The organism is Pseudomonas fluorescens (assembly GCF_902497855.1).
In the GTDB taxonomy this organism is placed as follows: Bacteria; Pseudomonadota; Gammaproteobacteria; order Pseudomonadales; family Pseudomonadaceae; genus Aquipseudomonas; species Aquipseudomonas fluorescens_BI.
Genome location: NZ_CABVHU010000009.1, coordinates 122986 through 136512 on the forward strand (window position 1 = coordinate 122986; position 13527 = coordinate 136512).

The following is a 13527-nucleotide window of genomic DNA, read 5'->3' on the forward strand; positions in this document are numbered from 1 at the left end:
GCCATGACCATTGAACGCATTCTTATCATCGGGGCCGGCCAATGCGGCGCCATGGCTGCCGCCTCATTACGCCAGCGTGGTTTCAGCGGACGGATCGTGCTGGTTGGCCGAGAGTCTCACCCGCCCTACGAGCGCCCCCCATTGTCCAAATCGGTGCTCACAGAGTGCTCGCAAACGGTCAGTGGCCTGCACAAGACAGACTTCTATCGCGAGCATGAGATCGAACTGCGCCTGGGGACCGCCGTCCAGTCACTGGAGCCGATCAAACGTACGGCCTTGTTGGACGACGGTACCTTGATCGAGTGGGATCGTTGCCTGTTGGCGACCGGTGGACAGCCGCGCGTGCTGGAAAAATTCCCGCGGACAATGGCCGATGTCCATTATCTGAGAACGGCCGATGACGCCTTCAAACTGCGCCAGACCCTCCAGGCGTCTCAAGGTCGCCTGCTAATTGTCGGCGCCGGCTTCCTTGGCCTCGAGGTCGCATCAACCGCCCGCTCTCTGGGGGTCGAGGTGACTCAGCTGGAAGCCGGGGAGCATCTGCTCAAACGGGCACTGCCCAGCGATATCTCGATCTGGCTGGCCGGGCGCGTGCGTGACTATGGCGTGGACTTGCGCCTGGCAACCAGCATCGACCGGCAGCACCCTGGTGAGCCAGGCACCTACCGCTTGAGCGACGGTACCGACATTACGCCGGGCACTGTTCTGGTCGCCGCCGGCATGCAACCCGAGACCACGCTGGCCAAAGCCATTGGCCTGGCATTAGCCGCCGACGGCGGCATTGCCGTCGATCCCCAATGCGCTACCAGCATTCCCGGTATCTATGCCGCAGGTGACTGTGCCACCCAGCGGGTCGCTCACTGCGGTCAACCCATGCGCCTCGAGTCCTGGCAGTACGCCAACGAGCAGGCACGCATCGCAGCGGCCGCCATGCTGGGCGTGGACGATAGCCCTACCCCGCTGCCCTGGTTCTGGAGCGATCAATTCGATTGCAACCTGCAGATGCTCGGGTTGCCCGAGCCTGGCCTGACCTATGTCCAACGCACCCTGAGCACATCTGCCGAGGCCCCGAAATGGGTGAGCCTTGGTCTGCGCAACGGCCAACTCAGGCATGTGGTGTGCGCCAACGCCGGCGGCGAATTACGTCCGCTCAAAAGCCTCATGGAGGCGGGTGTCCCGTGCTCGGCAGCAGCACTGGCAGACATCAACCAGCCGCTGCGGCAGCTGGAAAAACAATTCAGGGCTTCGATCCAGCCCACTTCTTCCGCCCCTTCTCAGGAGCCGCTCCATGTATAACTCGCAAGATGTCATTGCCCGCACCGGGGGCAACAAAGACCTGGCCCTGGCCGACTGCATATGGCCAAACGATGACCTTCACTACATCCCCGACTGGGTCTACACCAGTCATGCCGTCTATGATCGTGAAGTTGAACGAATCTTCCACGGCCGCACCTGGAACTTCGTCGCACTGGAAGCCGAGATCCCCAACACCGGTGACTACAAACGCTCCTTTGTCGGCCCGACCCCGGTGGTGGTTGCACGGGCAGAAGACGGCTCGGTCAATGTCTTCGAGAACCGTTGCGCACACCGCGGCGCGGAGTTCTGCCGACACAGCCAGGGCAATGCCAAAGAGTTCGTCTGCCCGTACCATCAGTGGTCCTACGACCTCAAGGGCAACCTGCAGGGCGTGCCTTTCAAGCGCGGCGTGAATCGCCAGGGCGGCATGCCCAAGGATTTTCGCAACGAAGACCACGGCCTGAAAAAGCTCCACGTCACCACCTGGAACGGTGTCGTCTTCGCCTCCTACCACGCCGATGTCGAACCGATCGAAGAGTACCTGACCCCGCAAATCATCGAAGACATGGGCAAGGTCTTCGATGGCCGCAAACTCAAAGTGCTCGGTTACTACCGCAATGAGTTGCCCTGCAACTGGAAGATGTACCACGAAAACCTGAAGGACCCTTACCACGCCACCTTGCTGCATTCGTTCCTGGTGGTCTTCGGCCTGCTGGTGGCCGGCAACAAGTCCGCCATGATTGCCGACCCGGTGCACGGTCGTCACGGCACCATGGCCTCGGCCAAGAGTGAAGACAAGTACGCGCAAGTCAGCGACGCCAACAAGGCAGAAATGCGCTCCTACCATGAAGGCATGCGCCTGCTCGACGATCGCTTCCTCGACTACATCAAGGAAACCGACTCGCCATGGTCGGTGACCATGCAGACCATCTGGCCGAACCTGATCGTGCAACGGGAAATGAACACCTTGGGCGTACGGCAGATCGTCCCCAACGGCCCGAACAGCATGATCATGCAATGGACCATGTTCGGCTATGAAGGCGACACCGAGGAAATGACGCAACATCGCTTGCGCCAAGGCAACCTGATGGGCCCTGCCGGATTCCTCGGCCTGGAAGACAATGAAGCGATGAAGTACGTCCAGGAAGGCCTGCGCCGCTCCAGCAGCGACTTCAACATCCTCAAGCTTGACCACGGCCAGGTGGGTACCACCAACTCCCTTATTTCAGAAGCCGCAATCCGCGCCCTTTACCGCCACTACCGCGAAATCATGGAGCTGTAATGAACGCCTTTGCCAACGAACTGAACCGCCCCTACCCGCTCTACCAACCCTGCCGGCTCGACCGGGCCACGGCCCTGCGCCTGCGACTGGAGATCGAGACCTTCAATGCCGACTACTGTGCCGTGCTGGACGATGGCCTGATCGAGCAGTGGCCGGATTTCTTCACCCACGATGCCCTGTACCGTGTGACCTCAAGGGAAAACGCCGAGCTGAACATGCCCGTCGGCCTGATCTACGCCCAGGGCCGCAACATGATGCATGACCGCGCGGTGGCCATCTCTCGCACGCAAATGTTCGCCCCACGCTACAACCTGCACCTGATCGGCAATACCCGCGTGATCGATGAGTCGAGCGACGGAATTATTACCGCCCAAGCCAACTTCATGCTGCTGCAGACACTGGTGGAAGGCCCGACAACGACTCATATGGCCGGCACCTACCACGACCGCTTCCAACGCGTCGACGGTGTGCTGCTACTGCTGGAGCGCCAGGTGATCTATGACAGCACGCTGATCGCCAACGATCTGGTGTTTCCGCTGTAATGTAGGAGCGAGCTTGCTCGCGAAAAACTTGAGGGCGCCGCGTTTTCCCAGGCAGCCCTCGCCATCGTTAACGTCCATCGCCGTGCAGGAGCGAGCTTGCTCGCGAAAAACTCAAGGGCACCGCGTCCTTCCAGGCCGCCCTTGTCATCGTTAACGTCCTTCGCGAGCAAGCTCGCTCCTACATCATGTCCCCGAGCCAGCCACCGATCAAAGCCCGCGCAATACCGTTCGACTGTACTGGTTGTTGGATTCCACCAATATGGCCAACAAGCCCATGAACTGTTTCTTCTGGGCCGGACGCAACGGCTGGAGCATCCGCTCCTGAGCCCTGGCCATGCTTTCATGCATGAGTACCACCGCGTCCTTACCCTGCTGAGTAAGAAACACGTTGCGCGTACGCCGGTCATTGGGATCCGGCTGGCGATACAGCAATTCGTGGGTTTCGAGACGCTTGACCACATCAGCGGTATTGGTCCGGTCAAGTCCGACCTCCTGGGCCAGCGCTGTCTGGTCCAGCCCGGGCATGACCGAAAGGGTCGTGAGAATGGCATATTGAACGGGGGTGATATTCATCCCTTTGCATTCTTCGAAGAACAATGCGACATGGATCTGATGCAGGCGGCGTACGAGAAACCCCGGGCGCCCCCAAAGAAGCTCTTTGGCCGGATCATCCAGTTCAGAGTCGGGTGTCGCACTACCAAGGGCTGTCATGTAATGTCCTAGTTATAAATGGCGCCAAGCATAACCGTACCATGGGTCCCTTGGCACGGTCACGTTGCGAGCAGGGTCTGTCATCGAGCCATTTGCCCAGGGGCAATGCTCGATGACAGACCCTGTGTTCGATCAACCCACTGTCGCGAGCGCTTCCTCCAGGGTCATGACTGCAGCGTACTTTTGCGCCATGTCGAAGAGATTCGCATCATGGGGCTCCAGCGCCCGATCACCGACGCAATCAGACACCACCAGCGGGCGAAAGCCATGGCTCATGGCGTCGACCACACTGGCGCGCACACAACCGCTGGTGACGGCCCCGGCCACCAGCAGCGTACGCACGCCATTGAAGTTGAGCCAGGCGGCCAGGTCCGTGCCAAAGAAGGCTGAAGGCAGGGTCTTGCGCACCACCAGCTCGCCCTCGATCGGCGTCAGCGACGGCACAATGGCGCTTCGATGCTCGTGTTCGAGCAACGTCAGCATCGAAGGTATTTTCAGGGTAAATACATTGCGATCGGCGCCATCATCGGCGAAGACAATGCGGCTGTGAGCCACCGGCCAGCCTTTATCGCGCGCGTAAGCCAATAGCGGCCTGGTACGCTCGATCGCCTCGGGAATATTGCCGCCGCCGAAGATCGCCGGGTCGGCAAAACCTTCAACCAGGTCGATGATCAACAGCCCATAGGGCCCCGGCAGCTCTATCTGCGTGCCAAAACCCTGGCGCTCGTAAGTCTTCAGTTTTTCGCTCATTGCATGTTCCCTCGGTCCATTACCCGGCCTTTTTCGACGACCACAAGGTCATCCAGACGCACCGTGCAATCACGCAGCGGGATATCGATGTGGCAAGCCGTGGTGCGATTGCCGCCCGCTTCGTTATTCGGGCCCATGGAGAACAGGAAGTTGCCTTCGTAAGCACGGGCATCCATCCCGATATGGGCTTCTCGATCGAGCAACCCCAGGGTCGACCAGCGTGCACGCGGCTGCAGGCCCCAGCCGATATGAGACAGCGCATACGCCTCAGGGTCGTTGAACACCGCCATGTAGTCGCGCAACAACGCAGCCTCCACGCCGCCCTCGATGCTGGTCACGTAGCCATTTTTGACCTGCAACTCGATCGGATCTTGCACATAGGACTTATGGGGCAGCAGGATATCGCCGCGGTCGATCACAATCCGCCCATTGGCGCCCAGCTCGTTGGGCCAGGTCAGCACGAAACCGCTGGGCCAGTGATCCCAGCGACCGGGTGCATCGACAAAGCCATATTCACTGATCGCCGGAAACTCGCCCAATGGACAGGTCAGCGCCGTACCGGCCGCCGAGGTCACATGCATCTGGCTGGCGCGCTCTATCAGCGCAGCCGCCGCCAGTACCCGTTGTCGATCAGCGACGGTAGGCAGCAGGCGCACCAGGATTTCCGGCGGCTCCACCGCCAACAGTATCCGGGTACCGCTGGCCAGGATTTCGTGCTGCTCGGGCGAGAACAGCAACGTCATCAGGTCCAGCACCAGATCGCTGGCTTTCAAGGCCGCCAGCGCTGGCGCATTACCCGTCAACGGCGTGACCCCCAGGTACGCCAGGGAGTCCCGGCTCAGCGCCTTCTCACCGTTGACCGGCGGCAGATCCAGGCGATTGACGATCGCCCCCAGGGCCTGACACGCCACTTGAGCCGTGCGCAATGTTTGCGGATGAGTATCGGCCCCCGTCAGGATGGTCACACTCTGCCCGCGCTGCAGATCGCTGAGGGTGAGCACGTGCTTCCAGGCTTCGATCAAATCATAATCGCTGACAGCCATCTTTATTCTCCATTGACCGAGGGCAGTGCAGCCCCGAGAAAACTGTCGAACGCCCGATAGAACCCCTCTGCGTTGTCCCAAGGGATCATATGCCCGGCATCGGCCACCCGGACGACTGCCAGGTCGGTCGCCAACCCCTGGATTTCCTCGATATCCGCGTCCAGTATCACCCCGCCTCTTTCGGCCACCATCAGCAGTGCCGGGCAGGTGACGTGACGCAGGTCGGCATGAAAATCCTCTGTATGAAACGCCTCGAAGCTGGCTTTGATCGCGCGCTCGTCACAGGTGTGCAGCCACTCGGCGCGCAGGGACAATTGCTCATCGGTCCAGGTCGGGCAGAAGGCGCGCATGTCATCAGCGCTCATCCCGGCTTGAGCCATGCGAATCGAGTCGACATACCACGGCAATTGCGACGGGTAGGCGCGTCGACCGGGGCCCGAGACGGGTGGGTCGACGAGCACCATGCGAGCCAGGCCGGCGCCACTGTTGCGCGCCAGCCGCGCGGCAATGCGCGCGCCCATGGAGTGCCCGACCAGACTGAAACGGGAAAAACCCAGGGCTTGGGCAAACGCGCTGACATCAGCGGCCTGGGCCTCCACGCTATAGTCCAGATCCGCACCGGACTCGGAAAGCCCCCGCCCCCGCACATCCAGCACATAGGTGTCGAAAGCCTGGCCGAAGCGCTCGGCGACAAAAGCCCAGGTCACCGCCGGGCTGGTGATGCCGGGAATGATGATGACCGGGTCACGCGCGGCCCGCTCAGCGCTGGCGCCGCCAAAGCGCAAGTAATGTTGACGGATATCATTGGCGCGGATGTTGGCGCCATAGAGAAATTGACTCATGGCACTTCCTCAGTAGGCACCGGACAGCAGAGCGCCGGCACCGGGAACGATCGGCTCGAGGTTGAGTGCCTTGAGCATGGCGTAGGTCGTGGCGATGGCGGCGGTCAACACCGGCTTTCCGGTTTGTGCCTCAACCGTAGCCACTGCGCTCAACGAAGGCATTTGCACGCAGGCCGACAGGACGATGGCATCGACACCCGTAAGGTCCAGGCCGGCAACGATGCCTGGCAGGTTGGCCGGATCATGGCGAGCGACCGCCAGATTGTCCTGGATTTCCAGCGCGTGCCAGACTTTGACTTCGATGCCTTCGTGCTCGATATAGTCGACCACCAGCTCCGTGAGCGGCCGCATATAGGGCGCCACCAAAGCGATGCGTTTGGCGCCGAGCACTTTGATGCCGTCCACCAAGGCACCCGCACTGGTAATCACCGGCGCCGGGGAATCGTTATCCCGGGTCACTTGGCTCAAGCGTTGTTGAGACTCGCGATGGTACCCCCTGCCCATGGACATGATTGCCACCAGGCAGGCGTAGCCGAGGACATCGACACGCGCGTCGGACAACTCGAGGGCGCAGCGGTCGGATTGAGCATCCATCGCCGCCAGCTCTTCCTTGCACACATGCTTCATGCGCATACGGCTGGAGTGAAACGTAAAGCGCTCGGGCCGGATCAACTGGCGGGCGGCCAGCATCGCAGGGATTTCGGTTTCCATGGTGGTATTGGAGCTGGGCACGATTTGCCCGATGCGCAGGAGCTTGGTCATGATTAAGGTCTCGGTATTAGCAGATTGTCGTGGTCAGTGTGGCGTTGGCAGATTCAGAGCTTGAACAGGTGTGCGGCGTTGCCATGACAGATCCGGGCACGCACCTCTTCCTCGATATCAACCGAATCGATGAACTCCACGGCAACGGCCGTAGACTCGTAGGGGTAGTCGACGGAGAACATCACCGCTTCCGGGCCCAACTCCGCCAGTGCACATTTCAAGGCGGACGGCGAGCAAACCCCGGATGTGGTTATCAGGATATTGCTGCCGATGTATTCCGAGGGCGCTCGCTCCAGATGCACGCCATGGGGGTAAACCGCGAAGCGATTGTCGAGGCGCCACGGGATAAACGGCAGGCCTTCGCCCATGTGACCGAGAATGACCTTGAGGTCGGGAAAACGATCGAACACCCCACCGAACAGCAGGCGCAAGGCATGACTGGCCGTTTCAACCCCCCAGCCCCATGCCGCGCCACGCATTTGCGGATGGCCGTCGAATACCTGGGGGAACACATAGGCATCTGACGGGTGCAGGTAAAAAGGCACGTCAAGTTCCTGCATGCAGGCCCAGAACTCATCATAGGAAGGGTCGTCGTAATACATGCCCTGGGTATGGCCATTGACCAATGCGCCCTTGAATCCCAGGTCCTTGACCGCACGGGTGAGCTCGGCGGCCGCCAGTTTCGGATCGTGCATGGGCAAGCTGGCGAAACCGCCGAAGCGCGTCGGATGACGTTGTACCTGTTGCGCCAGGTAATCGTTGCTGCGCTGGGCTTGCGCCAGCGCCTGCTTGAAATCCTGCTCGCCTTGAACCCCGGGACCGGTCTGCGACAAGATGCTGAAATCGATGCCGTAGCGATCCATCTCACTCAGGCGAAGCTCATCGAAATCGCTCAACTGCGCGCTCAGCCTGGCGAATACTTCAGGTTTGATATGTTGAGTGAAGCTTTTGGAGTACCCCTCGAACCCCGGGGTCATGAAATGCTCTTCGAACGTTATCTTGCGCAATTTGGTGGTTTCCATCGTAAAGCCCTGTCAGAAGGTTCAGAACTCACTGCTGCGCCTCGCCTCAAGGCACCCATAAGATCAGTATACTGATCATTTTGGCCGGCCGGACTGATGCATCAATCGACTCGGAGGCGGAGCGTGCCCAGCTACATCACGTGCTTTCGGTAAATTGCCAATGCGCCAAATACAATCAGTACACTGACAAAATTATCGTTGCAGATGACAGGTGGATTGTCAAAGTATTTGGCAAATACCCCGGCGCTCAGCGACAGGCCATGCGCAGGCGTTGACCACAATTCATCGGCACACAGCTGCCCCCTGTAGGAGCTGGCTTGCCAGCGAAAGCGGCCTCAAGCCTAGCAGTGCCCAAGCAGACGCCTTCGCCAGCAAGCCGGCTCCTACACAATCGCCAGAAAAGTATCGATGACTGCAAGTGACTCGCGAGTTCGCCCACCAGTCCCACTAACAGTCGACCAACCTGGCCTGAACAGCATGCATCCGCAAAGACAAACCCTGCACAACGAACTGCACGCGCGTCCGTCACTGTATTTCGACGAGCCGGCCCATGTGTTCCACATGGCCTTTCTCGGCGAAGAACCGGAATGCAATGCGCTGCTGGAGCGCTGCTGCCCTGGTCCGATCGATCCTCATGCCGCCCAGGGCATCACCCGACTCGAGGGCCACGCCCTGAAATGGGAACGCCACGCCGAGTTCTTCACCCTGACCCTGGTGGTCACTTCCTCCTGCGATGACCTGTCCTGGACCTCGCTGCCCGAGGTGCTGGCGCAAAAGGTCGAAGGGCACCTGCCAAAGCTGATCAACTCGGTACAGATCGTCGTGCGTGGCGAAGCCGGCCTGGACCTCGCCAGCTACGGTTTCAAGGACCCGTGCGGTTCCTGCGTGGGCGGCGGCGATGCGGTGGTCTGGAGCGATTTTCGCCTCAGGGAGGACGGCAGCAACCGCCTGCTGTTCGTCAACCGGCGCCTCAACGCCTACCGCCAGGGACGGATGATCCGCCGCCTGCTGGAAATCGAGACTTACCGGATGATGGCCTCGCTGGCCTTGATCACGGCCAAGACCTTGAGCGCGCAACTCAACGTCTTTGACCAGACCCTGGTCACGCTGTCCGGGCGAAACGCCGACGCAGACAGCGGTAACGCGAAAGCCCTGCTGGCGGACATCTCCAGCCTTTCGGCCCAGGTGGTCAGCTGTACCGCGAAAACCCGCCATCGCCTCAGCGCCACCCAGGCCTACGCCCAGCTGGTGTTCGAGCGCCTGGGCGAACTACGGGAAAGTCACGTGGGGGATTGCCAGCGGCTAGGGGTGTTCATCGATCGCCGCTTCAAGCCTACCGTCAGGTACTGCACCGCCACCGAACAGCGCCTGGAGCACCTGGCCAAAAGCGTGGCCAACCTGGGCGATCTGTTGCAGGCCCGGGTCCAGGTGGAAATGGAAGAACAGAATTCGGAGATCCTCAAAAGCCTGAACGCCCGCGCCGATGCCCAGATCAAGATCCAGCGCGCGGTGGAAGGCCTGTCGATCATCGCCATCACCTACTACCTGCTGAGCCTGCTCAAGCTTGGCTATTCGGGGTTGCACCTGCTCGGAGTCGAGGTGGCCCCACGGGAGGCCATGCTGGCCATGACCCCCCTCGCGATCGGCATCCTTGCGCTCATTGTGCTGCGCATCAAGAAAGTCAAAGGGCACTGATGCAGCACATCGCAGGATGGACGGGCTACTGGTGCTGATTCATCCGTCGCACTAACCGGTTATCGACGTCGAGACCACGGCGGGGCCGCCGTGGCTGCGTTGGTCATCAGGGATTGGGATGCCCGCTGGGCACCGAATTGTTGGCCTCCAACTCCGCCAATTCTTCATCCACCGGTGCTTCGTCGTCCGCAGGCAACGGCACTTCAGTTTCATTGCGCCTGGGGTCATGGCCTGCTTCGTTATCCGTACCGCTCGTTACGCCCTTCTGAGATATGTTTCCTGGAGCATTTTCATCAATGTCCATGTTCGATCTCCGTTCTGATGCGCGCGATGTATGTGCTTGAACATTAAATACTGCAAGACACTCACAAATGCCGGACTTTGGACGAACGGCATGGAAAAAACGGCGCGATGGCCAAAAAATGGACTTATCTATTTTAGGGCACCCTTTGTACTCGCCTGAACAGATCCATCACCCTTTAGTCCCACTCACCTCTGCCTGCATTGGCAAGCAACTAGCGGCACGAGTGCTTACGCATACAGGCTACCCACCAAGAGGATCAGACATGCATCCATCCTTTGTGCAGCGTATCGATGAGCTAGACACCCTGCTCGTCCACTCCGAAGTAGCACCCATCGACTTCTTCCAGCGCAAGCGCCAGAAATCGCGCCGCGGTGTGCGCTTCCAGGTGGTGGCCATAGGGCTCGGCACCTTCCATGTCGTCGAGCGATACACGGGCAAGACCTGGGACTTCCGTAGTTACCGGGAGGCCATGGATTTCGCTATCCAGCTCGAAGAAAAGTCCAACCGCCGGATGGGAGGGGCGCGGGGTACGGCGAACTGATTGCCGCCTCCGCGAGATGATGCGCTGCGCGAAGCCGTGTCCACACACGGCGTCGCAGTTAACGTTCAATCGGTCAGTTGATGCCTTGCCCCAGCATCACGCCATTGACCGACTCTGCGTATAAGTTCAACCACTTTTGCCCCTCTCAGTCAACGCGGTGCAACAGCGAGGAACTCGCCCGCACCTGCAACTGCGGCGCAAGGATGATCGACTCCGCGACCTCGCCCTTGATGCGCTTGAGCAGCAACTCCACCGCATGCCGGCCCATCTGCGCCAGCGGCAGGCGCACGCTGGTCAGTGGCACGATCAGTTCGTTGGCCAACGGGATGTCGTTGTAGCCGACCACGGCAATGTCCTTGCCTGGCTGCAAGCCTTTGTCGCGGGCAGCGCCCATCAGGCCAATGGCGAGGAAGTCGTTGACCGCGAAAAACGCCTGCGGGCGCGGTTTGAGCCCCAACAGATATTCGCCTTGCTGGTGTCCGGTGTGGCTGTCAAAAGGACCATTGAGGACCCACTCCGGGCGCAGGGCGATACCTTGCTCGCGGTAATAGCGGATGAACCCGCGGGTACGATCAGCCCCGGTGGACGCATGCCGTTCGCCAGCCAGGATCGCCACATCGCGACAGCCCAGTCGATACAAGTGTTCGGCCGCCAACCAGCCGCCCAATTCGTCGTCGCTGGCCGCCGAGAGGTGTCCTGCAATCTGCCGGCTGACCAGCACGTAGGGGATGTGCTTGCGTGCAAGCAGGTCGAGCAGGGGCTGGGTTTCCCCTACGTGGGAGTCACCCACGATCAGCCCGGCCACCGAGCGGCGCAAGGCGTGCTCGGCACGGGCCATCTGGCGCGGTTGCTGGTCGTCGGTATTGGAGACGAAGGTGAGGTAGCCCGCCTGCTCGGCGGCACTGTCGATGCTGTCATAAATGGTCGCCATTACCAGGTCGGTGAGGCGCGGCATGAGCACGCAGATCTCCTGGCTTTTGCGCAATTTCAGGTTGGATGCCTGGGTGTTCGGCCGATAATCCAGTTCCTTGGCCAAGGCGCGGATACGCGCCACCACCTCGGCCGACGCCGCTCGCTCAACCCCGGTCGGGTCGCCATTGAGCACCCGTGACACCGTGGAGACGTGCAACCCGAGTGCAGTCGCCATGGACTTCAGGGTGGCGGGGCGAGATTGATTCGGCATGTCTGAGGGGCTTCCAACCGTCCATTATTTAGCGCGCGATTCTACCTCAATCGGTGCGTCGGCCCAGAAATAAACCTTTACCCAAACGATTGACTAAAACTTTTTCTCTCACTACATTTCGTCAACCCAAACGTTTGGGTAAGACAATAAAAATACGCCGGACGCGGCCGACTTTTTGACTTCTGCCATCATTTTGAAGAGTCAGATCCCTATGAAGAGCGCAGCTATTCCGTCTTTCCGCTACCAGATTTTCTTCCTGATCATGCTGATGGCATTGCTCAACTACATTGACCGCGGCGCGATTGCCTATGCCTCGGCGAGCATTCTCCCGGAGTACGGTTTCGACAAGGCCGACTGGGGCAAAGTCCTGGGTTACTTCGGTTACGGCTACATTCTCGGGGCGTTGATCGGCGGCATCCTGGCCGACCGCTTTGGCGCCAAGCGTATCTGGCTGATTGCGGGTGCCACCTGGTCGATTTTCGAGATCGCCACCGCGTTTGCCGGTGACCTCGGGCTGGCATTCATGGGAGGCTCGGCCATGGCCGGTTTCGCCACTATCCGCGTGCTGTTCGGCTTTGCCGAAGGCCCGGCCTACTCGGTGATCAACAAGAGCGTGGCCAACTGGGCCACGCCCAAGGAGCGCGGCTTCGTGGTCTCGGTTGGACTGCTCAGCACTCCACTGGGCGCGCTGCTCACCGCCCCGGTGGCGGTAGGCCTGCAAACCCTGACTGGCGGCTGGCGCAGCATGTTCGTGGTGCTGGGCGTGGTCAGCCTGGCGCTGCTGATTTTCTTCATGACGCGCTTCACCAACACCCCCGATGAAAACCCGCGGGTGTCCAAGGCCGAGCTCGACTTCCTGCGACGGGAACGCGCCGCGGCAGCCAATGCTTCAACCCCGACCACCAGCGTTGCGCCGATATGGCATTTCTTCAAGAACAAGGACCTGATGCTCAACGCGGTCGGTTACTTCTCGTTCGTGTACGTGACGTTCCTGCTGCTGACCTGGACCCCCAAATACCTGCAGGACGAGTTTCACTACAACCTGTCTTCGCTGTGGTACATGGGCATGATTCCGTGGACCGGCGCCTGCTTCACCGTGCTCCTGGGCGGCAAGATCTCCGACCTGTTGCTGCGCCGCACCGGCAACCTGAAAGTAGCACGCAGCTGGCTTGCCGCGACCTGCCTGTTGTTGACCACGCTCTGCTTCATCCTGGTATCGCAGGCCCAGACCGTGTGGGGCGTGATTGCCCTGATGACCCTGGCCAACGCCCTCAACGCGCTGCCCAACTCGGTCTACTGGGCCGTGGTGATCGACACCGCGCCGTCCAACCGGGTCGGCGCCTACAGCGGCATGACCCATTTCATCGCCAACACCGCGTCGTTCATCGCGCCAATGCTGACCGGCTACCTGACCGTGCGCTATGGCTACTCGTCGATGTTCGTGGCAGCGGCGGTGGCCACTGCACTGGGCATGAGCGCGATGCTGATGGTGCGTCCCGGCAGTCGGCCTATCAGCCCTTCCCCTTTACCCGCAGCAGTTTGATGGAGTTGTTT

The 13527-nt window shown here is 60.5% G+C and carries 14 protein-coding genes; 6 read left to right on the forward strand and 8 right to left on the reverse strand.

Features of this window, described 5'->3' with window-relative positions; translation table 11 throughout:
• Nucleotides 1-3: 3 nt before the first annotated feature.
• From F8N96_RS18850 to F8N96_RS18860, 3 genes are read left to right on the forward strand one after another with little or no spacing between them, the layout of a single operon-like run.
• Nucleotides 4-1296 carry an NAD(P)/FAD-dependent oxidoreductase gene (locus F8N96_RS18850; protein ID WP_150799066.1) on the forward strand — a complete coding sequence of 431 codons (1293 nt, stop codon included), beginning with the start codon at nt 4-6 and terminating at the stop codon, nt 1294-1296.
• A complete protein-coding gene (locus tag F8N96_RS18855) occupies nt 1289-2578 on the forward strand; it encodes an aromatic ring-hydroxylating dioxygenase subunit alpha (RefSeq protein ID WP_150799067.1) in 1290 nt (429 codons plus the stop codon). The genes F8N96_RS18850 and F8N96_RS18855 overlap by 8 nt, the downstream gene beginning before the upstream one ends.
• A complete protein-coding gene (locus F8N96_RS18860) occupies nt 2578-3120 on the forward strand; it encodes an aromatic-ring-hydroxylating dioxygenase subunit beta (protein WP_150799068.1) in 543 nt (180 codons plus the stop codon). The genes F8N96_RS18855 and F8N96_RS18860 overlap by 1 nt, the downstream gene beginning before the upstream one ends.
• 207 nt (nt 3121-3327) lie before the next feature.
• Here F8N96_RS18860 and F8N96_RS18870 read toward each other — a convergent pair whose 3' ends face one another.
• The 6 genes from F8N96_RS18870 to F8N96_RS18895 all read right to left on the reverse strand — a co-directional run bounded on the left by F8N96_RS18870 (nt 3328) and on the right by F8N96_RS18895 (nt 8250).
• Nucleotides 3328-3831 carry a MarR family winged helix-turn-helix transcriptional regulator gene (locus F8N96_RS18870; RefSeq protein ID WP_150799070.1) on the reverse strand — a complete coding sequence of 168 codons (504 nt, stop codon included), beginning with the start codon at nt 3829-3831 and terminating at the stop codon, nt 3328-3330.
• A 132-nt stretch (nt 3832-3963) separates the two neighbouring features.
• A complete protein-coding gene (locus F8N96_RS18875; RefSeq protein ID WP_150799071.1) occupies nt 3964-4581 on the reverse strand; it encodes an N-carbamoylsarcosine amidohydrolase in 618 nt (205 codons plus the stop codon).
• Nucleotides 4578-5624 (reverse strand): 2,5-dihydroxypyridine 5,6-dioxygenase, encoded by a 1047-nt coding sequence (locus F8N96_RS18880; RefSeq protein ID WP_150799072.1) that lies wholly within the window; start codon nt 5622-5624, stop codon nt 4578-4580. Before F8N96_RS18880 ends, F8N96_RS18875 begins: the two co-directional genes overlap by 4 nt.
• Before the next feature lie 2 nt (nt 5625-5626).
• Nucleotides 5627-6466, reverse strand: coding sequence for an alpha/beta fold hydrolase (locus tag F8N96_RS18885; RefSeq protein ID WP_150799073.1), 840 nt, complete (start codon nt 6464-6466; stop codon nt 5627-5629).
• 9 nt (nt 6467-6475) lie between these two features.
• Nucleotides 6476-7228, reverse strand: a complete 753-nt coding sequence (locus F8N96_RS18890; protein ID WP_150799074.1) for an Asp/Glu racemase — start codon at nt 7226-7228, stop codon at nt 6476-6478.
• 53 nt (nt 7229-7281) lie between these two features.
• Nucleotides 7282-8250, reverse strand: a complete 969-nt coding sequence (locus tag F8N96_RS18895) for an amidohydrolase family protein (protein WP_150799075.1) — start codon at nt 8248-8250, stop codon at nt 7282-7284.
• A 477-nt stretch (nt 8251-8727) separates the two neighbouring features.
• Between F8N96_RS18895 and F8N96_RS18900 the strand changes: the two genes are divergently transcribed.
• Nucleotides 8728-9945 carry a DUF3422 domain-containing protein gene (locus F8N96_RS18900; RefSeq protein ID WP_150799076.1) on the forward strand — a complete coding sequence of 406 codons (1218 nt, stop codon included), beginning with the start codon at nt 8728-8730 and terminating at the stop codon, nt 9943-9945.
• Between the two features lie 106 nt (nt 9946-10051).
• Here the strand turns inward: F8N96_RS18900 and F8N96_RS18905 are convergent, their stop codons facing one another.
• The gene (locus tag F8N96_RS18905) at nt 10052-10249 is read right to left on the reverse strand and encodes a hypothetical protein (RefSeq protein WP_150799077.1); all 198 of its coding nucleotides are present in this window, start codon (nt 10247-10249) and stop codon (nt 10052-10054) included.
• 262 nt (nt 10250-10511) lie between these two features.
• Between F8N96_RS18905 and F8N96_RS18910 the strand changes: the two genes are divergently transcribed.
• Nucleotides 10512-10790 carry a hypothetical protein gene (locus F8N96_RS18910; protein ID WP_150799078.1) on the forward strand — a complete coding sequence of 93 codons (279 nt, stop codon included), beginning with the start codon at nt 10512-10514 and terminating at the stop codon, nt 10788-10790.
• 145 nt (nt 10791-10935) lie between these two features.
• On the opposite strand, the gene F8N96_RS18915 is transcribed toward F8N96_RS18910, so the two are convergent.
• The gene (locus tag F8N96_RS18915; RefSeq protein ID WP_150799079.1) at nt 10936-11973 is read right to left on the reverse strand and encodes a LacI family DNA-binding transcriptional regulator; all 1038 of its coding nucleotides are present in this window, start codon (nt 11971-11973) and stop codon (nt 10936-10938) included.
• Between the two features lie 211 nt (nt 11974-12184).
• On the opposite strand from F8N96_RS18915, the gene F8N96_RS18920 reads away from it, so the two are divergent.
• The gene (locus F8N96_RS18920) at nt 12185-13516 is read left to right on the forward strand and encodes an MFS transporter (protein WP_150799080.1); all 1332 of its coding nucleotides are present in this window, start codon (nt 12185-12187) and stop codon (nt 13514-13516) included.
• The last annotated feature ends 11 nt before the right edge of the window (nt 13517-13527 follow it).